At 61.3% G+C, this 20,253-nt stretch carries 15 protein-coding genes and 1 tRNA gene; 8 read left to right on the top strand and 8 right to left on the bottom strand.

The window, feature by feature from the left end:
- Position 1: 1 nt before the first annotated feature.
- From ACEE43_RS10325 to ACEE43_RS10305, 5 genes are all read left to right on the top strand, one after another.
- The gene (locus ACEE43_RS10325) at positions 2-931 is read left to right on the top strand and encodes a metallophosphoesterase (RefSeq protein ID WP_449107621.1); all 930 of its coding nucleotides are present in this window, start codon (positions 2-4) and stop codon (positions 929-931) included.
- A gap of 43 nt (positions 932-974) precedes the next feature.
- Complete coding sequence (locus ACEE43_RS10320; protein WP_449107572.1) at positions 975-2,849, top strand: ABC transporter ATP-binding protein; 1,875 nt, start codon at positions 975-977, stop codon at positions 2,847-2,849.
- Positions 2,846-4,663 carry an ABC transporter ATP-binding protein gene (locus ACEE43_RS10315; protein ID WP_449107571.1) on the top strand — a complete coding sequence of 606 codons (1,818 nt, stop codon included), beginning with the start codon at positions 2,846-2,848 and terminating at the stop codon, positions 4,661-4,663. Before ACEE43_RS10320 ends, ACEE43_RS10315 begins: the two co-directional genes overlap by 4 nt.
- A gap of 65 nt (positions 4,664-4,728) precedes the next feature.
- Positions 4,729-4,805, top strand: a tRNA-Pro gene (locus ACEE43_RS10310).
- A gap of 144 nt (positions 4,806-4,949) precedes the next feature.
- A complete protein-coding gene (locus tag ACEE43_RS10305; RefSeq protein ID WP_449107570.1) occupies positions 4,950-5,510 on the top strand; it encodes an NADPH-dependent FMN reductase in 561 nt (186 codons plus the stop codon).
- An 88-nt stretch (positions 5,511-5,598) separates the two neighbouring features.
- On the opposite strand, the gene ACEE43_RS10300 is transcribed toward ACEE43_RS10305, so the two are convergent.
- Both ACEE43_RS10300 and ACEE43_RS10295 read right to left on the bottom strand, forming a co-directional pair.
- Positions 5,599-7,752, bottom strand: a complete 2,154-nt coding sequence (locus ACEE43_RS10300) for an MMPL family transporter (RefSeq protein WP_449107569.1) — start codon at positions 7,750-7,752, stop codon at positions 5,599-5,601.
- A gap of 9 nt (positions 7,753-7,761) precedes the next feature.
- Positions 7,762-8,775 carry a hypothetical protein gene (locus tag ACEE43_RS10295; protein WP_449107568.1) on the bottom strand — a complete coding sequence of 338 codons (1,014 nt, stop codon included), beginning with the start codon at positions 8,773-8,775 and terminating at the stop codon, positions 7,762-7,764.
- Positions 8,776-8,889: 114 nt separating this feature from the next.
- Here ACEE43_RS10295 and ACEE43_RS10290 point away from each other — a divergent pair, with 114 nt between their 5' ends.
- Positions 8,890-10,251 carry a cation:proton antiporter gene (locus tag ACEE43_RS10290; RefSeq protein ID WP_449107567.1) on the top strand — a complete coding sequence of 454 codons (1,362 nt, stop codon included), beginning with the start codon at positions 8,890-8,892 and terminating at the stop codon, positions 10,249-10,251.
- Positions 10,252-10,341: 90 nt separating this feature from the next.
- Here the strand turns inward: ACEE43_RS10290 and ACEE43_RS10285 are convergent, their stop codons facing one another.
- Genes ACEE43_RS10285 through ACEE43_RS10275 form a run of 3 tightly spaced genes read right to left on the bottom strand, consistent with a single transcriptional unit; the run spans position 10,342 to position 13,410 of the window.
- Positions 10,342-10,983 carry a LutC/YkgG family protein gene (locus tag ACEE43_RS10285; RefSeq protein WP_346874916.1) on the bottom strand — a complete coding sequence of 214 codons (642 nt, stop codon included), beginning with the start codon at positions 10,981-10,983 and terminating at the stop codon, positions 10,342-10,344.
- Positions 10,983-12,608 (bottom strand): LutB/LldF family L-lactate oxidation iron-sulfur protein, encoded by a 1,626-nt coding sequence (locus ACEE43_RS10280; protein ID WP_449107566.1) that lies wholly within the window; start codon positions 12,606-12,608, stop codon positions 10,983-10,985. Before ACEE43_RS10280 ends, ACEE43_RS10285 begins: the two co-directional genes overlap by 1 nt.
- A gap of 4 nt (positions 12,609-12,612) precedes the next feature.
- Positions 12,613-13,410 (bottom strand): (Fe-S)-binding protein, encoded by a 798-nt coding sequence (locus ACEE43_RS10275; protein WP_449107565.1) that lies wholly within the window; start codon positions 13,408-13,410, stop codon positions 12,613-12,615.
- A 518-nt stretch (positions 13,411-13,928) separates the two neighbouring features.
- Between ACEE43_RS10275 and ACEE43_RS10270 the strand changes: the two genes are divergently transcribed.
- Positions 13,929-15,623, top strand: a complete 1,695-nt coding sequence (locus ACEE43_RS10270; protein WP_449107564.1) for an L-lactate permease — start codon at positions 13,929-13,931, stop codon at positions 15,621-15,623.
- 123 nt (positions 15,624-15,746) lie between these two features.
- Entirely contained in the window at positions 15,747-16,505 is a 759-nt protein-coding gene (locus tag ACEE43_RS10265) for a FadR/GntR family transcriptional regulator (RefSeq protein ID WP_237199883.1), read from the top strand.
- On the opposite strand, the gene ACEE43_RS10260 is transcribed toward ACEE43_RS10265, so the two are convergent.
- The 3 genes from ACEE43_RS10260 to ACEE43_RS10250 all read right to left on the bottom strand — a co-directional run bounded on the left by ACEE43_RS10260 (position 16,502) and on the right by ACEE43_RS10250 (position 19,963).
- Entirely contained in the window at positions 16,502-17,428 is a 927-nt protein-coding gene (locus ACEE43_RS10260) for a phosphoribosylaminoimidazolesuccinocarboxamide synthase (RefSeq protein WP_135012541.1), read from the bottom strand. The genes ACEE43_RS10265 and ACEE43_RS10260 overlap by 4 nt on opposite strands.
- Before the next feature lie 85 nt (positions 17,429-17,513).
- The gene (gene purD, locus ACEE43_RS10255; RefSeq protein WP_449107563.1) at positions 17,514-18,794 is read right to left on the bottom strand and encodes a phosphoribosylamine--glycine ligase; all 1,281 of its coding nucleotides are present in this window, start codon (positions 18,792-18,794) and stop codon (positions 17,514-17,516) included.
- Positions 18,795-19,039: 245 nt separating this feature from the next.
- Positions 19,040-19,963 carry a DUF559 domain-containing protein gene (locus tag ACEE43_RS10250; RefSeq protein WP_449122314.1) on the bottom strand — a complete coding sequence of 308 codons (924 nt, stop codon included), beginning with the start codon at positions 19,961-19,963 and terminating at the stop codon, positions 19,040-19,042.
- Positions 19,964-20,253: the final 290 nt, after the last annotated feature.

The raw sequence follows: 20,253 nt of genomic DNA, 5'->3' as shown, positions 1-20,253 counted from the left end.
CGTGGCGGCTTCAGCTGGCGCTCTTACCCAGACCCTTTCAGCGGTTCTGGCAGCGGGTGCCGTAGCTGGGGCCGCCACGGCCGCTTATGCCCACTTTATTGAGCTCAATAACTTCCAGGTGCGCCGGGAAACCCTGCCGATTCTGCCGGAAGGTAGCCCCGATTTTAAGATTCTGCATATCTCGGATATGCATATGATTCCGGGGCAGGCCCAGAAAACCGCCTTTATGCATTCTCTGGCCGAACTAGAGCCTGACCTGGCCATCAATACCGGCGATAACCTCTCCCACCTCGACGGCCTTCCCGCCCTACTAGAGGCCCTGGACCCCCTGCTGGATTTCCCGGGTGTCTACGTGCCGGGCTCTAACTGCTACTTTGCCCCGGTGCCCAAAAACCCGGCCCGCTACCTCTGGAAGAAGAACACCGGGGACGAGGCCAACGACCAAACCCGCGCGGTACTCCCCACCCAGGTGATGCACGATGCCTTCGATGCCCGCGGCTGGGTAGGGCTGATTAACCGCTATGAGACGCTCACCCTCGGAGGGCTGCGCCTAGAGTTCTCCGGGGTGGACGACCCCCACCTGGAGTACGATCGCCACCCCGGTTTCTCCCCCACCGCTTTCGACGCGGAGCCGGGCCCGAGCGTCCGCCTGGGTGTCTGCCACGCCCCCTACCTGCGCACCCTGGACCGGTTTGCGGACGACGGCGCCCAGGCTATCTTCGCGGGCCACACCCACGGTGGGCAGGTGTGCCTCCCGGGTGGGCGGGCCCTAGTGTCCAACTGTGACCTACCCCCGGCCCGGGCTAAGGGCCTCTCCTACCAGGGGGACGTACCTGTGCAGGTAACGGCTGGCCTGGGCACCTCACGCTATGCCCAGGTGCGACTCTTCTGCCCACCCGAGGCTGTACTGGTGACGCTGACGGCCCGGTAACCTATCTGGTTTTTGCAGGAATGCAAATGTAAGATAGATTACTATGGCTTCTCGACTACTGCGCGTTTCCCCCATACCCACGCCTCCCCCTGTGCCCTACGGTGCCCGCACAGAGCAGGACATCACCCTCTGGCAGTACTCCCGTCCTATTCGCTCGCGCTGGGTCTGCGGGCTTTTCGTAGCACTCACCGCAGCCATTATCGCTATCTCCATCCCCCAGGTGCTGGGCTGGATTGTCGATGCCATGCTGACCGACCAGCCCACCGTGGGAGCGGTCTGGGCAGGCGGCGCCCTGGTCTTTGCGCTGGGTCTAGCCCAATCTGCCCTTTTCTTCCTGCGTAGGCAGCTGGTTATTGAACCCGCCAGCACGGTAGAAAACACCATGCGCATCGACCTCTTCGACCGCCTGTTGCGCTCCCCCGTGGCCTTCCACGACCGCTGGCCCTCGGGCCAACTCCTGACCCGTGCCATGAGTGATTTGGGCACTATCCGCCGCTGGACCGCCTTCGGCCTGATCCAAATCATTACCGTAGCCGTCCAGGTAACCGTCGGTAGTTTCTACATGTTTACCGGCTCCTGGCAGCTGGGGCTGGTCTTCCTGGCCAGCATGCCGCTGACCCTCTTCTGCGTCTGGCGGTTTGTGCTGACCTTCCGCACCCTGACCCGCAAGGCCCAAGAACGTACCGGTGACCTGGCAACAACCGTCGAAGAATCGGTGCAGGGCTTACGCGTGCTCAAGGCGCTAGGGCGAGGCCCGCATGCCCTGGCCGGGTTCCGCCAAGAAGCCCAAGAACTACTAGACCTTGAAGTTGCGCGAGGCCGGGCCATGGGGCGGGTCCGTATGCAGACCACCCTCATTAGCGGAGCCTCCCTCTGCCTGGCTCTCCTCTGGGGCCTGCACCTGGTCAGTACGGACGTCATGACCGTCGGTGCCCTCACCAGCTATTTCGCAACCGCCACCATCCTGTTTACCCAGGTGGAGCGCTCGGGCATGCTGATTTCCATGTATCTGGCATCGAGTGTTTCGATGGACCGCCACCGCCAGGTCATGGTGGGCGAGGCCGGTGAAGATATCGACATTCTGCCTGCCCACCGCGAGCGCCCCGAAGCGGCGGCTGCCCGCCTCGATTTTAAGGACGTTGCCTTCAGCTACGGGGAGCAGGAGCAGCAGGTGCTCACCGGCTTTACTCTGCAGGTGCGCCCGGGGGAGATTATTGCCCTGGTCGGTTCGACCGGGTCGGGTAAGTCTACTGTGCTTCAGCTGGTGCAGAGGCTCTATGAGCCGACCGCGGGAAGCATTAGCCTAAACGGTCGCAATATCGCCGCCCTTCCCCTGCCTGAACTGCGTTCCCAGGTGGCAATTGCCTTTGAAGACCCCCTGCTGTTTTCGGCGAGCGTGCGCGATAACGTCCTGCTGGGTCTAGACCGCAGCGAACTTACCCCTGCTGAGGAAGAGGCCATTCTGACCCGCGCCCTGACCGTGGCTGCCGCTGACTATGTGTACCAGCTCCCTGATGGAATCGATACCGTCATCGGCGAAGAAGGCATGAGCCTATCTGGCGGCCAGCGCCAGCGTCTTTCGCTAGCGCGCGCTATCGCCGCGAGCCCGGCCGTCCTTCTACTCGATGATCCGCTCTCTGCCCTCGATGTGACGACAGAAGAAAAGGTGGTGGGTCTACTCAAGCAGGAGCTGACCGAGACCACCACCCTGCTCACGGCCCACCGGCCCTCTACAGTGGCCCTGGCTGACCGGGTCGTACTTCTACACCGGGGGCAGGTAGCTGCGGTAGGTACCCACACCGAGCTGCTCGGCAACCCCGTCTACCGCGACCTCATGAGCACCGACACCCAGCTCACCCCCACAAGGCCGGCGGACGCCGGTGAGGTTGAGAGCGAGATACAGGAGGGCGGACGATGAGCCAGAGAATTACCGATTCAGAAGATAAGATTCAGCTCTCTAAGAGCGAGGCTAAGGCTGTTCGCCGCCGGTCGGTAGCCCTCTTATTCGATGTGCTGCGCCCGGTGCGGGGCCACCTGCTCTTCACCCTTTTCCTGGTGATCCTGGCAACGGCCCTGACCACAGCGATGCCCTGGCTCATTTCTACGGCCATCAACGATGCCCTAGAACCCCTGCTGGCGGGAGACAGCAGTTACGCGCTTACCTTGGCAGCCCTCTATGTAGGGGCAGCGGTCGTGGCCGGTTTAGCGACCTACACCAACATTCTGCTCACCTACAAGATTTCCCAGAAGGTGCTCTTTGACCTGCGCCAGCGCATGTTTGAGCACGCCCAAAAACTCTCGGTAGGCTTCCACGACACCTACACCTCGGGCCGTGTAATCTCCCGCCTCACCAGTGACCTCGATACGATTCGGCAGTTCCTCGACTCGGGGCTTTCTGAGCTTGCAGCCATGCTGCTCTCCATCTCCTTTACCATCGTGGCCCTCTGCCTCATGGACTGGCGGGCTGGACTCGCCCTACTTGTGATGATGCTTCCCGTCGCCTGGCTCACCGCCTGGTTCCGCCGCGAATCTGAACTGGCCTACCGGGCCCAGCGGGTGGCGTCCGCCCGCATCATCTCCCGCTTTGCCGAAACCTTCACCGGCCTGGCCGCTGTCAAGGCCTTCCGCGCCGAGGCAAGCTCCCGTGCAGCCTACGCGGAAGCCGCCGAGGACTACCGAGTGCGCGTCATGCAGTCCATCAAGGTGCACGGTACCTATATGCCAGCCCTACAGGCCCTGGGTAACACCTTCGTGGCCATTGTGCTGGTCATTGGCGGTTACTCCATTCTGGGCGGCTCCATGCAAGCTGGTACCCTGCTAGCTCTGGTCATCTACGCCAACCGAGTCTTTGAACCCATCTTCATGCTCTCGGACTACTACAACATGTTCCAGTCAGCGGTCTCTGCCCTCGAAAAAGTCTCAGGCTTTCTCGCTGAAGAGCCTGAGGTTGCCGAGCCCGAACGTCCGGCCCGCCGAGCCGCTCCCGCAAGCGGCCACCTGGTCTTTGACGAGGTTGAGTTCGAGTACGTCAAAGGACGCCCCGCCCTGCACCGCCTGAACCTTGATATTCCTGCGGGGCAGCGCCTAGCCCTGGTGGGCGAAACCGGTGCCGGTAAATCAACCATCGCCAAACTCATTGCCCGGTTCTACGATGTCACCCACGGGCAGCTCACCCTCGACGGGGTAGACCTGCGTGACCTATCCGATGAGCAGCTGCGCCGTGAGGTCGTCATGGTCACCCAGGAGGCTTACCTTTTCAAGGGCACCGTGGCCGACAATATCCGCCTGGGCAACCCGGCCGCCAGCGATGAAGAGGTGTTCGAGGCGGCCCGCAAGGTCGGGGCCTACGACTTCATCACCGGCCTACCCCAGGGTTTCGATACTAACCTTTCTAAGCGCGGTGGGCGGGTCTCTGCGGGCCAGCGTCAGCTCATTTCCTTTGCTCGGGCCTTCCTCGCCGACCCGGCCGTCCTAATCCTGGACGAAGCCACAGCCTCCCTCGATATTCCCACCGAAAAGCTGGTGCAGCAGGGGCTTGAGTCCCTGCTGGCGGGGCGCACCTCTGTGGTGATTGCCCACCGACTCTCCACGGTCCTCACCGCCGACCGGGTGCTGGTGGTGTCGGACGGGCGCGTGGTGGAGGACGGCTCCCCCGCCGCCCTGGTCGAGGCCGGCGGACGCTTTGCCGCTATGGCCCAGGCCTGGGAAGAGAACAACAGTACCGAGGGCTAAATCGGGGTGATTTGGCAGGCTTAAGACCACCGCGCTATACTTGAGAGGTTGTTATACGCAACAATCGGGATGTGGCGCAGCTTGGTAGCGCGCGTCGTTCGGGACGACGAGGCCGCAGGTTCAAATCCTGTCATCCCGACCAAGCATAACCGCCCCTGGATCTAGCCGGGGGCGGTTTTTTGTTGCCCGCTTTTGCCCCCATAGGGTCACACAGCGTCATAATACTTGCATTGTAAAGTTTATTGGGTGTAAGCTGAAGAAAAATGCAGAAGTGAAAGGACGACCCGTGTTACAGAAAATTCTCGTTATCTCCGGCTCAGACCGCGACGGTTCCTTCAACACCCAGCTCGCCGAGCAGCTCGTAGAAGCCCTAGAAAATGAGGGCCAGCGCGCTGAGGTCTACGATTTCTCGGCAGTTCCCCTGCTCAGCCAGAACTCCGAATTCCCCGCCCCGGCCTCCGTCGAAAAGCTACGCGCCGATATTGCTAATGCGGCCGGCCTGATTCTGGTCTCCCCCGAATACAACGGCTCCTACCCTGCCCGCCTGAAGAACCTGATTGACTGGGCTTCACGCGCCGTCATCGCGGGCGATAACACCACCCCCACCGTACTGAACGGCAAGAAGGTCGGCGTTGCCTCGGTCGCCAACTCAACCTACGGTAAGTTCGTGCGCGAGCACCTGCGTAGCCTGGTCCCCTACGTTCGAGCCGACCTGATGGAGGGCGAGGGCCTGGGCGTCCGCATCCCCGGTGAGGCCTGGGGCACCGGCAAGCTAGAACTGGACGAAGAGCAGCAGAAGAACGTTGATCAGTTCGTTGCTGACTACCTGAAGTTCCTGGCCGATTAATCACCTGAACTCAAAAAATTGGGGCCTCCCTGGCACACAGGGAGGCCCTTTTGCATGGGTTTCAGCAGTTCGGCTCAGCGAGCTAGATTCAGCGGGAGAGCTTTGAAGGCCACCAGATTTTCTTGCCGATATCTTCAACGAGTGCCGGTATGAGCAGAGCTCGCACTACAGTGGCGTCGAGTAGTACGCCGAAGGCAACGATGAAGGCGAGCTGGGCGAGGAAAATCAGCGGGATAACACCCAGGGCTGCGAAGGTGGCCGCCAGAACGATACCGGCTGAGGTAATTACACCGCCGGTTGCTACCAGAGCTGTGCGCAGACCGCTCTTGGTTCCCTGATGCAGGGCTTCTTCCCTCACGCGGGTCATCAGGAAGATGGTGTAGTCAATACCCAGAGCGACGAGGAAGACGAACCCGTAGAGGGGCACGGTAGGGTCAGCACCGGGGAAATTGAAAACGTGGTTGAAGACTAGGGCTGAGACGCCAAGGGCGGTGAGGTAAGAGAGCACGGTGGCAGCCACCAGCATCAGCGGTGCCAGAATTGAGCGCAGCAGAACCATCAGAATCAGGGTGATAACGACCAGCACTACCGGGATAATCAGGGCCCGGTCGCGCTGGGCGCTATCGATGGTATCGAGGGCGGACGCGGTCGTCCCGCCAACCAGCGAGCCGGGAGCTGCGCTGGCAAGGCTCTCGCGCATCTGGCGTACGGTCTCTTCTGCCTGCGGTGAGTCGGCGGGGTCGGCCAGGGTCACCTGGAGCATGACGCGCCCCTCAACTTCAGTGGGGGCAATACCGGCAAAAACCGGCGGCACTGACTCAGCAGAAGCGCCCACCGGCACAGTACCAGCGGGTGACTCCTGGGCTACCGCGGCAATGGAGCTCACCCCGTCGAGCCCGTCGAGGGCAGCCACTGCGGTATCTTGCTCGGCAGCAGGCACAATTACATTTGCCGGGGAGCCTGAGCCACCGGGGAAGTGTTCAGCCAGTACATTCTGGCCGTCCCGTGCCTGGGACTGCCCCAGCACCAGGTCAGATTGGCGCACCCCGTTGGCCTGGAAAGTCGCAGAAAAGCCGGCGAAGATAGCCAGTACCAGAGCCGTGACCAGCCAGACTGTGCGGGGCTTGCCCGACACGAAAGCCGCAATTTTCGCCCAGAAGCCGGCTGAGGCGTCCTTAACCTCAGCGGAATAGCGGGGACGGGCAGGCCAGAAGGCAACCCTGCCCAGCAGGGCCAGGACGGCGGGCAGGAAGGTCAGCGAGGCCAGCATGGACAGCACGATGCCGGTAGCTGCCACGGGCCCCAGGGCCTTGTTCGAGGACAGCTCAGAGAGCAGCAGGCACAGCAGGCCAGCAATCACCGTGCCGCCGGAGGCCAGAATCGGTTCGAGGGACCCGCGCCAGGCAACCCGGGTTGCCTCCCAGCGCGAGAGGTGCTGGGTCAGGGCCTCACGGTAGCGGGCTACGTAAAGCAGGGAATAGTCAGTGGCGGCGCCGACCACCAGAATCAGCAGGATTCCCTGCACCTGGCCATTGATCATCACCCAGCCGGCATTCGCCATATGCCAGATAACGAAGATAGCGCCCGAGAGGGCAACCATCGAGCTGGTCAGCACGATGATGGGCAGCAGAGGTGAGCGGTAGACCACCAGCAGAATCACGAAGACCACAATCAGGGCAACTGCCAGCAGGATGCCGTCGATACCGCCAAATGCCTCAACCAGGTCGGCCGAGAAGCCGGCCGGGCCGGTCACGTAGCCGGTGAGGCCGTCGGGGGCCTGGGCTATCTCTGCCCGGATAGCGTCAACGACCTCTCGGGTTTCGAGCTCAGTGGAGATAGGGAGAATGAGTTCGGCCGCCCGGCCGTCCTCAGAGTAAATCACGGGTGAGCTTTCACCGGTGAAAGTTCCGGACGCCGCCAGCTGGTCGGTCAGGCCCTCCAGGTAGGTCTGGTGGGAGTCCGTGAGAGAGCCGTCGGCTTCAAAGACGAGAATGGCAGGCACCGCGTCGGTGCCCAGAAAGTCGCCCTGCTGCTCTACCACCTGGGTAGATTCAGCGGACGCCGGCAGGAAGTCGGTCTGGGAGTTGGTTAAGACCTCGGAGATTTTTCCGAAGTAGGGCCCGCCGATACCCGCCACAGCAAGCCAGGTAAGGGTCAATAGGACGGCAAGAGCAACCCGCACCCAGGTGCGTGAAGAGGAACCGGCCCTGATAGAGCCGGTTTCCGAAGAAGAAGTATGCATACTGAGAGTTTACCCCCTGCCAGAGACCCAGGCTAAGGGAGTCTCAAGCGGGCCGCGCCGCAGGAAGGTCTGCCCAAGCAGGCGCTGCCAGGCCCAGGCAAAGAGCAGGGCACCCAGAATCAGGCCGAACATCATGGCCCAGGAGTTATCAGATGCAGGCAGGCCGTAGGTCGGAGCGTAGTTAGCGTACAGGGCGAGCACGGCAATCTGGAGCACGTAGAGGGAAAGGGTCATGCGCCCGGCTCCCACCAGGGCACCGGCCAGGTGCTCCCGCCCGGCTAGAGCGCGCGCCAGCAGGCAGCACCAGCCCACGGTCGCCAGGCAGGCTGCCAGGCTAAAGGCAATCTCAAGCCGGCTGGAGGTGTAGGGAAGGAACTCTGCAACAGCAAAACGGGAGTACCAGAAGAGACCGCCAGTGGCTAGGCTCCCCAGCAGGGCCAGGGCTACATCGCCCCAGACACCCCAGCGTTCGATGAGGAAGGCGATCACCGCACCGATGCAGGCGTAGGTCAGCAGGGTAAAGACCTGGTAGTTCTGGCCGGTGAACATCCATTCGTAGAGGTAGGCAGTGTAGCTGCCGTCGAGAGATGCCTGCATAGCCTGGGGGCGGAAGTAGGTCCGGGCGGACGCCGCAAACCACCAGGTGCCCACGGCCAGGAGGGCCAGGGCCCAGGAGGGCAGGAAGACAAGGGGGGCCATGAGCAGGCTCAATACCCCCAAGTACTCCAGTACGATATCGACCTGGGCGCCCCAGGTACCGATGTAGAGCCCCAGAGCAACTAGCACAATAGCTCGTACTACCGAGGAGGCGAAGAGGGCGGGGAAGCTCATACGCTGAGACGAAAAGAGGGCACCTGCCCCCAAGAGGAAGGCAAAGAGCGGGGCGGTCAGAAACTCACTCAGGTTCAGCACCCCACCGGTCCCGCCGCCGGGGGCTCCATGGGCGATAAACATGCTGATCAGGGCAGCACAGCGAGCCAGGTCAATACCGATAACACGGCCTGCGGTTTTTAGGTCGGTCACGCAATACTCCTCAATAAATACCTGCTTTAGCCTAACACTGCCCCGCCGCCCTGCGCGGTCAGGGGAAGCCATGGCACACTGGTTAGGTTGCCCCTCATCTCTCTGAAAGTCACTATGAGCACTCACTCCACCGACGTCGTCCTTCTGGCCGCCGGTTCATCGGCGACCAGCGAGTATATTTCTATCTTCTGGATTACCGCTGCGGCGCTTTTAGCACCCCTGGCGTCAGCCCTGGTGAAGAAGAAAATCCCTGATGTTGTCTTCCTGATTATCTTCGGCGTTCTGATCGGTCCGCAGGTTCTAGGGCTTGCCAGCACCGACGGTGGGGTGGCCCTGGTCAAAGACCTGGGTCTGGGGTTGCTCTTTTTGCTGGCTGGTTACGAAATTAACGCCGGAGCCCTGCGCGGACGCCAGGGGGCTTTCGCTGTGGGGTCCTGGCTGGTGAGCTTCACCCTCGGCCTGGTTCTGGCCATGAGCCTCTCCCAGTTTTCGGGGTCTTTCTCTACCTACGCGGTCGTCGGCATTGCCCTGAGTTCTACCGCCCTGGGCACCCTGCTGCCCCTGCTCAAAAGCCACGGTAAGGCGGGCACGAAAGTCGGCGACGGGGTGATGGTGCACGGGGCTATCGGCGAGGTGCTCCCTATCTTTGCAATGTCCCTGCTGCTCTCATCGCATGCCCCCTGGGTTGCGGTGCTGATTCTGCTGGCCTTTATGGTCATCGCGGTTATTTCAGCGGTTGTGCCCCACCGCCTCTTCGAGCATATTCCTGGCCTGCGCCGCACCATGGCAGCTGAGGCTAACACCACCAGCCAGACCATGCTCCGCCTGGCCATGTTCCTTCTGGCTACCCTCATGATGGTCGCCGCGGTCTTTGAGCTCGATGTGGTGCTCGGCGCTTTTGCCGCCGGTATCATCCTGCGCTCTCTCACCCCCGAGGGTGCCTTTGAACCCTTCTCAAAGCGCCTTGAGGCCCTGGGCTTCTCCTTCCTGATCCCCCTCTTCTTTGTCAGCTCCGGCATGGGTATTAAGGTCTCGGTGGTCTGGGAGCAACCGCTTCTGCTCGCCGGGATTGTGCTCGGTATTCTGCTGGTGCGTGGCCTGCCCGTGGTAGCTGCCGAGCACTTCTTCAACACCGGCTCGGAGCTAACCACCACCCAGGAGAAGCTACAGCTGGGGCTCTACTCGGCGGCAGGTCTGCCCATCATTGTGGCGGTGACCGAGGTTGCTTTAGCGAACGACCTGCTCAGTGAACAGCACGCCTCCCTGCTGGTTGCAGGTGGGGCGCTAACCGTCCTGCTCTTTCCCCTCTGGGCTTCGGCCCTTGGGGCGGTGGGGCGCAAGGACGCCGGTAGCAGCTCAGGTGACGATGGCGGCTCAAGCTCGCGGCAGCGTCGTAGCGCTAAGAAGCTAGAGCGGGCCGCCGCGGTGCGGGCGGCAACGGGCGCGGTTCCTGTCATCAAGCGTCCGAATTCCTAGTATTGCGCTCACGCTGCTACTGCCCACCGATACCAAAGGGCCCCCTTGCTGAAGCAAGGGGGCCCTTTGGTATCAAGGAGCTAATGTAGCCTACTTGAGAATGATGACATCCAGGGTACGGGGGCCGTGTACGCCCTCAACGCGAATCAGCTCGATATCTGAGGTTGCGGAGGGGCCTGAGATCCAGGTGATGGGCTTGTCGAAGTTCAGACGAGCCACGGTCTCGGGAATCAGCTCCACGATGGTGTCCACGGGAACCACGCAGATGTGGTGGTCGGGCACCAGGGTGATGGCGCGGCGGCCTTCGGTCTCGGTGCTGTTGAGGGCGATGGTGCCGGTTTCAGCGCAAGAGACAGTCGAAGATGTGACCACAGCATCGATGGCATCGAGTTCGCGCACCGACAGGGCGCCAGGCTTATTCGCATTGCCGGAGTCCACCACGCGAGAGCGGGCGGCGGTGTCTTCGGGTAGCCACTCGGTCTTCAGGCCGGTGGGCACCACATAGCGAGAAGACTTGCCCAGGAGCTCGCCTACGCGGGCGGCGATGGTCTCTTCGGTTTCGTGGTAGACGTTAGCCTTGTAGTCAATCAGGCGGTCAACCAGCATCTCGATGATTTCCTCGCTACCCTTGTCGCTTTCACGGCGGTAGGCGCGGACGGGCTCAGCCGGCTGGGGGTTATCCCAGAGGGAGGCACGGATGCGGCCCAGGATTTCTGCTTTTGCATCAGACATTAGTTGGCCTCCTTGGGGGCAATGGGGTTAGCGGTCTCGGCGTTAGCGTGGGCCTCGGCAAGCTTAGCCTGGTTAGCGGCGATGACGGCCTGCAGATCAACGCGTTCGCCCCCCACACGCTTGGGGGCGGAGCCGCGCTCCTTCTTCCACTCGTTGCGGAAGGAGGTCTTGGGGGGTGCCGGGATATCGCGGTATTCGGTCCAACCACCGACGATGCCGGGCAGCTTGGTGATCTTGCCCTTCTTGCCGGTAATCAGCTTGGAGGCGGGCAGGCCCTTGGTGGCCAGGGCCATGAGGGCGCCGGAGCTGAAGAGCTTCTTGGCACCGAACATCATGGCGTCCATCTGCACGTGGCGCTCCTTCTTGCCACCTTCGAACTCGCCCTGGGCCTTCTCGTGGTCAACGGCCTTGCCGCGCAGGTGAACCAGCACATCGGGGATGTTGATCTTCACGGGGCAGGCCTCGTAGCAGGCGCCGCAGAGGGAGGAGGCATAGGGCAGGGTGGAGTTGTACTGGTTCTCGATACCGCCGAGCTGGGGTGAGAGAATCGCACCGATGGGACCGGGGTAGGTGGAACCGTAGGCGTGGCCGCCTGCACGTTCGTAGACGGGGCAAACGTTCATGCAAGCGGAGCAACGGATGCAGTGCAGGGCCTGGCGTCCGACCTGGTCAGCTAGAGCTGCGGTACGGCCGTTGTCCATGAGGATGACGTGCAGGTTCTGGGGGCCATCGCCGGGGGTGACGCCGGTCCACATGGAGGTGTAGGGGTTCATGCGCTCACCGGTGGACGAGCGGGGCAACAGCTGGGTAAAGACCTCGAGGTCCTGCAGGGTCGGCAGCAGCTTTTCGATGCCCATGAAGGTGATCAGGGTATCGGGCAGGGTCAGGCACATACGGCCGTTACCCTCAGACTCAACGATGGTCATGGTGCCGGTTTCGGCGATGCCGAAGTTGACGCCTGAGATGGCGACCTTGTTGGTCAGGAACTTCTCGCGCAGGCGGAAGCGGGAGGCTTCTGCCAGTTCTGCCGGGTCGTTGGTGAGGTTGGGGTTGACGCCCTCAATCTTCTTGAGGAAGATGTCGCGAATCTCGGTGCGGTTGCGGTGGATAGCGGGCACCAGGATGTGGGAGGGACGGTCGTTGTCGCCCAGCTGGACAATTTCTTCTGCCAGGTCGGTCTCGATGGCGTGGATACCGTGCTCTTCAAGGAACTCGTTGAGGCCGGTTTCGGCGGTGGCCATTGACTTGATCTTGTTGACCTCGGTGACGCCTTCAGCCTGGATCAGCTTGAGGGCGATTTCGTTGGCCTCGTGGGCGTCGCGGGCCCAGTGTACGTGGCCGCCGCGGGCGGTGAAGTTCTTTTCGAACTCTTCGAGGTAGGTGTCGAGGTTGGCCATGACCTTCTGCTTGATCATGGAACCTGCGGTGCGCAGATCCTGCCAGTCGGGCAGTTCTGAGATGACGGCGGCACGCTTGTTACGGATCTTGTGGGTAGCAAAGCCCAGGTTGGCGCGCAGCTGCTCGTTCTGGAGTTCCTTCTCTGCGTATTCGGGGAAGGGCTCGAATTCGAAGATGTTGCCGACGCCGTGGCGGACCTTGGGCATGCCGAGTGCGGTGGTTGACATGGCTTTACTTACCTCCTGCGGTAACAGCTACGGGGCCGGTGACCTTGAGCGGGTTTTCCTTGGTGGATGCAAGAATCTCGGCGAAGTGTACGGTCTGTATGGGTGAGTTCTTGCGGGAGAGAGCACCGCCGATGTTCATCAGGCAGGATGAGTCGCCGCCGGTGCAGACCGATGCGCCGGTTGCTTCGATGTTCTCTACCTTGTCGGCAACCATGGCGCCGGAGGTATCTGCGTTCTTGAAGGAGAAGGTTCCGCCGAAGCCGCAGCACTGGTCAAGGCCGTCAATCTGTGTGTATTCCAGGCCCTCGACGGTGCGGATCAGGTCTTCCTGGCGGGTGCCCAGACCCAGCAGGCGCATGCCGTGGCAGGATGAGTGGTAGGTGACCTTCTCGGGGAAGTAGGAGCCCAGTTGTTCGGCGGCGTTGGTGATGCCGCAGACGTCGATGAGGAACTGGGAAAGCTCGAAGGAGCGGGCTGCCAGTGAGGCGGCTGCGCGGGCGGTGGCGTCGTCGCCTGCACGCTCTGCAATCATGGGCTGCTGGTGCCCCAGGGAGGCCACGCAGGAGCCTGAGGGGGCCACGATGGCGTCGAAGTCCCATTCTTCAAAGGCCTGTACGTGGGTTTTGACGATGGGGTAAGCGTCGTCGAAGTAGCCCGAGTTGACGTGCATCTGGGAGCAGCAGGTCTGGCCCTGCGGGAAGACGACCTCGTGGCCGAGGCGCTCCAGAATGTCAACGGTAGCCTTAGCTACCTTGGGGTACATTGCGTCGACGATGCACGTTGAAAACAGTGCGACACGCATGTTGGTTCTCTCTTCTTCTGTGCGGCAGGGGTAGCCCGCGTACTTCTCGCCGCAGCAGGGGCGCGGACGCCGGTGGCCGGGGTGGGATGAGAAAGGCGGGCAGGGTGCCTGTTTAGATTCTTTTCCTACACTTCATTTAACACGATGGAGCAGGGCTTACGATACTTTAAATAGGGCATATTTTCTTATGCAAATGAACTAGCGGTCTGACCACACAAAGAAAACTGAATGCTCCCCCGCTTCCCAGCTGTAGGCGTCCGCCGGCCATCAAAGCCACAAGAGCATGCACATTCCAGCACAAAAGCACATCTATACCGCCTCTAAAGCCCACAAAACCACAGGGGTGGAAAAAATACCGCACGTAGATACAGCAATAGCTTGGCGGAAGTGAAGCACCTCATGTAACGTAGACCTCGAAAACAATGGTCTGACCACAGAAGGTTAGACCTCATATTTTTTGGCTCAGCGCCCCACAGATGTGACGCCCAGCCATACCACACATCACTAAGGAGAATACGGTGGAAAATACCTATACCGCTGTAACCGACGCCGTAGGAGGAAGCCTCGCGCTCAGCGCCCTGGTCTCCACCCTGCCGCTGTTGGCATTCTTTATCATGCTGCTCGGCCTCAAGGCCCGCGCCCACGTCGCCGGCCTGGTCTCCCTGCTGGTAGCCCTGCTCGTTGCCATCTTCGGTTTCGGCATGCCCTGGGATCTCGCCGGCATGTCCGCCTTCCGCGGCGGCATCTACGGCCTCTTCCCCATCGTCTGGGTTATCCTCATGGCCATCTGGTTCTACCAGGTCACCGTACTCTCCGGCCGCTTTGAAGACCTGCGCCGCACCTTCGACCTCATCGGTGGCGGCGACCTGCGCATTCAGGCCATCCTCATCGCCTTCTGCTTCGGCGGTCTGCTCGAAGCCCTGGCAGGTTTCGGTGCCCCCGTTGCTATTACCGCAACCATGATTCTGGCCCTGGGCGTCAAGCCCCTCAAGGCTGCCACCACCGTCCTGATCGCCAACACCGCTCCCGTAGCCTTCGGCGCCGTCGCTATCCCCATCACCACCGCCGGTGAAGTGGGCGGCAAGGACGCCACCGTCATCGCAGCCCTCGTTGGTCACCAGGCCCCCTTCATCGCCTTCTTCGTGCCCTTCATCCTGCTCTGGATCCTCGACGGCGTCAAGGGCCTCAAGGACGCCTGGATGCACGCAGCCGTCATCGGCGCCTCCTTCGCCGTTGCCCAGTGGTGGGCCTCTGCGCACTTCGTCTACCAGCTCACCGACGTCGTAGCCTGCATCGTCTCCATCGCAGCAGCCGTTGTCTTCATGCGCTTCGTCAAGCCCCGCGGCGTTGAAGGCGTCCGCGAACGCTACGGCATCACCGCCCCCCTCGAAGTTGAGCACCTGCCCGGCCGCCGCATCTGGATGGCCCTTATGCCCTACCTGGTCGTTGTCATCATCTTCGGTGTCGCCAACCTCTACACCCCGCTCGTCGACTGGATGAAGACCACCGTCGTCAAGTTCGATATGCCTCTGCTCTCTGAACGTCTGCTCAAGGCGGACGGCACCGCAGTAGACACCGTCTACAAGTGGGCATGGCTCGGCAACCCCGGCACCTACCTGCTGATCTCCGGCATCCTGGTCGCCGTCCTCTACGCCATCTTCAACGAAAACGGCAAGTACAAGCTCTCCGTTGCTGACGCCTTCAAGGAAATCGGCGCCGTAGCCTACAAGATGCGCTGGTCAGCTGTCACCATCGCCCTGGTCCTGGCCCTGGCCTTCGTCATGAACTACTCCGGCCAGACCGTTGCCATCGGTGAATACGTCGCCTCCCTCGGCGTAGCCTACGCCTTCCTGGCACCCGTCCTCGGCTGGGTCGGCACCGCCGTCACCGGCTCCGACACCTCAGCCAACGCCCTCTTCTCCAAGCTCCAGGTCACCGCCGCTGAGCACCTGCAAGAAGGCGGCATGGCCGGTGCCCACCCCGAACTCATGCTGGCAGCTAACACCACCGGTGGTGTAGTCGGCAAGATGATTTCACCCCAGTCCCTCGCCATCGCGGCCACCTCGGTCAACATGGAAGGCAAGGAGTCCGAAATCTTCAAGGCAGTTCTCGGCTGGTCCTTCATCCTGCTGCTGGCCGTCTGTGCCCTGGTCTTCCTCCAGGCCACTGTTCTCTCCGGCCTGCTGGTTGAGCCCTACCTCACCGGCCACTAATCACCTGCCTCGCCCTATGAGTTAGGCAGACAAGGGCGGTGCAGTCCCACGTAATATACGTTGGAACTGCACCGCCCTTCCCTATACCTTGTCTATGTACCTACCCCACCTGAAAGACAGCGCGTGAAAGAAAAAGAGCCCACCTATACCGCCCTGCTCGAGTCCATCGAACACCGGTTGCGCCACGGCCAGCTGCGCGTCGGCGACCGCCTGCCCGGTGAGCGTTCCCTCGCCGAAGAGTACGGCATTTCCCGTGCCTCGGTGCGCGAAGCCCTGCGCATTCTCTCAGCCGTGGGTCTCATTCGCTCGGGAGTGGGTTCTGGCCCCAAAGCCGGTGCAGTCGTAGTATCGGAACCTTCGGACGCCCTGGGCTGGGCCCTGCGCATGCACATCGCCACCCGCACCCTGCCGGTAGCAGATATCGTGAGCACCCGCGTCCTGCTCGAAGGTGAAGCCGCCGCCCGGGCAGCCGATGTAGCCCAGAAACCCGAACACGCCGCGTCCCTAGCAACCGCCCGGCAGTACCTCGACGAAATGGATCACGCAGATATTAGCGATGACCGCTTCCACTTCTGCGACACCCGCTTCCACTACGAAATTTCCTCCCTCGGCGGCAACATCGTCATGGACACCGTCATTGACTCCCTGCACCTGGCCACCGTGGGCTATGTGCAGGAGGCCGTGCCCTACCTCGACGACTGGCAGGCCACCAAGCGGGAGCTCCAAGAGCAACACCGAGCCATCTATGCGGCGGTTATCGCAGGAGATGCAGAACGTGCCCAGCGAACAGTCGCTGAGCACATTCGTTGGTTCTACGCCCTCTCAGAAATTGGTGCCGCCCATTACGAGTACCACCAGAAGGTGCGCGATGGGCAGGTCTAGGCCTCGAACTTCTGACCGGTTAGACGCTCGTAGGCCTCAACGTAGCGGGCACGGGTCTTCTCTACGACCTCGGCAGGAAGTTCGGGCACAGGGCCGGTGCCGTCCCAGCCCGACTCCTCGCTCTTGAGCCAGTCACGTACGTACTGCTTATCGAAAGACGCCTGGGCGCGGCCGGGCTCGTAGTCATTAGCATCCCAGAAACGGGATGAATCGGGGGTCAGGACCTCGTCGCCCAAGGTAATTTCACCGCGGTAGGAGTCGGTACCGAACTCAATCTTGGTGTCGGCCAGAATAATGCCGCGTTCACGGGCGATCTTCTCGGCGGTTTCGTAAACGTAGAGGGTCAGTTCCTGTAGGCGGTCGGCGATCGCCTCACCCACCTCAGCGTCGAGCTCTTCGCGGGTAATGGGCTCATCGTGCTCCCCCACCTCTGCCTTACCGGTAGGGGTAAAGAGGGCGGGCTCCAGACGGGAGCCGTCCACTAGACCAGCGGGCAGCTCAAACTCGTTGACCTTACCTGTCTTGCGGTAGGAGGCCAGACCCGAACCGGTGAGGTAGCCGCGCACAATGCACTCAACCGGGAACATGTTGAGAGACTTACAGATCATGGCGCGACCAGCCACAACCTCGGGCACATCGGTGGACAGCACATGATTGGGCACACCCTTGAGCTGTTCAAACCACCAGAGGGACATCTGGGTCAGAATCTTGCCCTTATCAGGAATCTCGGTGGGAAGCACCTGGTCAAAGGCGCTGATACGGTCGGTGGCAACCACCATCACGGAACCGGCGCGCAGCTCGGCGTCGTCCTTTACGTTCAGGCCGGTGACGTCCTGGGTATCCTCGTCGGGAATGTAGAGGTCACGGACCTTGCCGGAATACACGTGCTTCCAGCCGGGAATGTCTACGGGGGTATGGCTCATGATTTTCTCCTGGGGGTGTGCAGGTGGGCTGTGAGGTGATAGAAAAGTGACTGCCCACGCGGGTGCGGTGGGCAGTCACAGGAGGTTAGTTCTGGGTGGGAATCTGAATGCGATTCTCAGCGGCAGCGAGCGCAATGTCTGAACGGTACTGGGCACCCTTCCAGGCAATGTCGCGCACGCCGGCGTAGGCAGCCTCGCGGGCTTCGGTGAGGTTCTCGCCCAGGGCGACAACAGCCAGCACACGGCCGCCGGTGGTGACGATCTCTTCACCGTCGAGGGCGGTTCCTGCGTGGTCAACATGAACGCTCTCGCGCTGGTTAGCGGCGTCCAGGCCGGTGATGGCATCGCCCTTGCGGGGAGTATCGGGGTAGTTCTCTGCAGCCATAACCACGTCGACGGCGGTGCGGGGGTCCCAGTCAAGAGCAAGGTCGGCGGGCAGTTCGCCCTTGGCCGCTGCCAGAAGGACGCCGCCGAGCGGGGTGCGCAGGCGGGCCAGAACGGCCTGGGTTTCGGGGTCACCAAAGCGGGCGTTGAATTCGATCACGCGGATGCCGCGGGAGGTAGCTGCCAGACCGCAGTAAAGCACACCTACAAAGGGGGTACCGCGGCGGGCCATTTCATCAACGGTGGGCTGAGCTACGCGCTCAATGACCTCTTCGACGAAACCTTCGGGCAGCCAGGGCAGGGGGGTGTAAGCGCCCATGCCACCGGTGTTGGGGCCCTCGTCGTTGTCGAAAATACGCTTGAAGTCCTGGGCGGGTGAAAGGGGCAGGCAGGTGCTGCCGTCGGAAATCACGAAGAGGGAGACTTCGGGGCCATCCAGGTACTCTTCGATGACGACGCTACCGCCAGCTGCAAAGCAGGATTCAGCGTGGGCCAGGGCTGAATCGAAATCTTCGGTGACGACGACACCCTTACCGGCAGCCAGGCCGTCATCTTTCACGACGTAGGGGGCGCCAAAGGTAGCGAGAGCGGTTTCTGCTTCTTCGCGGTTGGTAGCGACCTTAGCCATAGCGGTGGGCACATTGGCGCTGGCCATGACTTCCTTGGCAAAGGCCTTGGACCCTTCGAGCAGGGCAGCGGGCTTGGACGGGCCGAAAACGGCGAAGCCGGCATCGCGCAGGGTATCAGAGACGCCTGCGACCAGGGGCGCTTCGGGGCCAATGACGACCAGGTCAGCGGCCAGCTCGGTGGCTAGCGTAAGGGCTGCCTCGGGGTTATTTGCATCGATAGCGTGCACGGGGACGTCCTGGGCGATACCCGCATTACCGGGGGCTGAGTGCACCTCGGTAACGGCTGGATCTTTCAGGAGTGCTCGAATAATTGCGTGTTCACGACCACCGGGGCCCAGTACCAAAACCTTCATTCTTTTAGGCTACCGGCAAGGTCACGATTTGATGAAGTTTTTACCGCAGTTTGAGCGGTTTTTGCCGATTGATTTTTGCGGACGCCCGCACCGGCACGCCCGCTCGGGGCTGGTAGGCGCGTATCGGCGTCCGCACCGCGATGCCCCCACTCAACTCACGTCATCCATCGCCTTTCCGCATTTATTCTGATTTACCCGCAACTAGTTGCGGTGTTTTCAGAATAAATGCGGAGAGGTCTCGATAATCACTGTTCCAACTTCCTCACTCCACCATGCATGAGGCGCTGAATCACGACCTGCGGCCTGTTCATAAGGTCGTCCCAGGTGGCTCGAACGACCGTCCAGCCCATAAGTTCAAGCGAACGTTGGCGCAGGGCATCCCTGCGTAGCTGCTCCTCTGTCGGGCGGTAGGCACCGTAGTACTTATGCAGGCCGTCGACCTCTAACAGAAGTTTCAGCGCTTCCCAGGCGAAATCTGAACGGTGCACCCTGCCATCGTGCGCTCTTATTTCCAGCTGCTGACGAGGACGTTCGAGTTTGGACTGCACGATTCTAAGCATTGCCAGCGATTCGAGAGGGGACTCGGTCAAAGCGCTCATCGACTCAGCAATCAGGGAAAAACTGCTCGTTCCATAACCGCGAGCGCCCATGAGCCGGGCATGGACATCGCGATAACCTACATGGGCGCGGTGCAGAAAATAGTCTGTAACTGCCAGGGCCTGAACTACAGGTAAGGTTCGAGCACAGTCGAGAATCGTGGTCAGTGGGTCTGTGACTGAAAAACCAGCTACCGTACGAGCCAGCTCGCACACGTCCGAACGGGAGCTGTGGTACCTGACCTGGCTATGGTGCCGGTGGTTAGAGCGGGGAAGGGACAGCTCAACCTTGGCGGGCAGCCCGAAGAGCGGAGCACCCCACATCAGCGCAGCAGATGCGTGACTGAGTACCGCCTGCCGATGAGACATCGCGAGCGCTATCGTTACAGCGATACACCGCTCTTCGGGCGTGAACTGCCGGCCTTCTACAGCTGAAACATAGACACCCCGCGTCAGCCTAATAAGTTCACCCCGCCGGTGCATAGCGCCGATGAGGTTTTTACTCAGCCCTTCAAAGTTGAGTTGTTGAGATGTTTTGACCGTGGAGGCAACCCGTTCAATTCTGTCGTGCATGGGACTACTGTTGCAGAGCGGCAGTGAGCACTCAAGCACTATTTTCAAACCTGTGGATAACTTCAGTTCACCCTTGTCAAGGCGTGTACCGAATCTGTGGAAAAAATTGCAACAGAAGGTCATAGTCGAAACCGCTCAAATCACACACTCCACCGTCTCTCCGCACTCATTCTGAAAACCCCGCAACTAGTTGCGGGTAAATCAGAATAAGTGCGGAAGACTTGCGCCGGCCACACGGCCCACAGTAGTACCCAACCCCACACCTCCAACTATTTGCAGTTCCTGCAATA

It is taken from the genome of Rothia sp. 11254D007BW, from assembly GCF_053548195.1.
Note: the sequence above shows the minus strand (reverse complement) of the source record. Positions and strands in the feature narration are given on the sequence as shown.

What these genes read in the sequence shown, in the direction of transcription:
- ACEE43_RS10320 (WP_449107572.1), top strand. Translation starts at nt 975, where the DNA reads ATGGCTTCTCGACTACTGCGCGTTTCCCCCATACCCACGCCTCCCCCT.
- ACEE43_RS10315 (WP_449107571.1), top strand. Translation starts at nt 2,846, where the DNA reads ATGAGCCAGAGAATTACCGATTCAGAAGATAAGATTCAGCTCTCTAAG.
- ACEE43_RS10300 (WP_449107569.1), bottom strand. Translation starts at nt 7,752, where the DNA reads ATGCATACTTCTTCTTCGGAAACCGGCTCTATCAGGGCCGGTTCCTCT.
- ACEE43_RS10290 (WP_449107567.1), top strand. Translation starts at nt 8,890, where the DNA reads ATGAGCACTCACTCCACCGACGTCGTCCTTCTGGCCGCCGGTTCATCG.
- ACEE43_RS10285 (WP_346874916.1), bottom strand. Translation starts at nt 10,983, where the DNA reads ATGTCTGATGCAAAAGCAGAAATCCTGGGCCGCATCCGTGCCTCCCTC.
- ACEE43_RS10280 (WP_449107566.1), bottom strand. Translation starts at nt 12,608, where the DNA reads ATGTCAACCACCGCACTCGGCATGCCCAAGGTCCGCCACGGCGTCGGC.
- ACEE43_RS10275 (WP_449107565.1), bottom strand. Translation starts at nt 13,410, where the DNA reads ATGCGTGTCGCACTGTTTTCAACGTGCATCGTCGACGCAATGTACCCC.
- ACEE43_RS10260 (WP_135012541.1), bottom strand. Translation starts at nt 17,428, where the DNA reads ATGAGCCATACCCCCGTAGACATTCCCGGCTGGAAGCACGTGTATTCC.
- purD (WP_449107563.1), bottom strand. Translation starts at nt 18,794, where the DNA reads ATGAAGGTTTTGGTACTGGGCCCCGGTGGTCGTGAACACGCAATTATT.
- ACEE43_RS10250 (WP_449122314.1), bottom strand. Translation starts at nt 19,963, where the DNA reads ATGCACGACAGAATTGAACGGGTTGCCTCCACGGTCAAAACATCTCAA.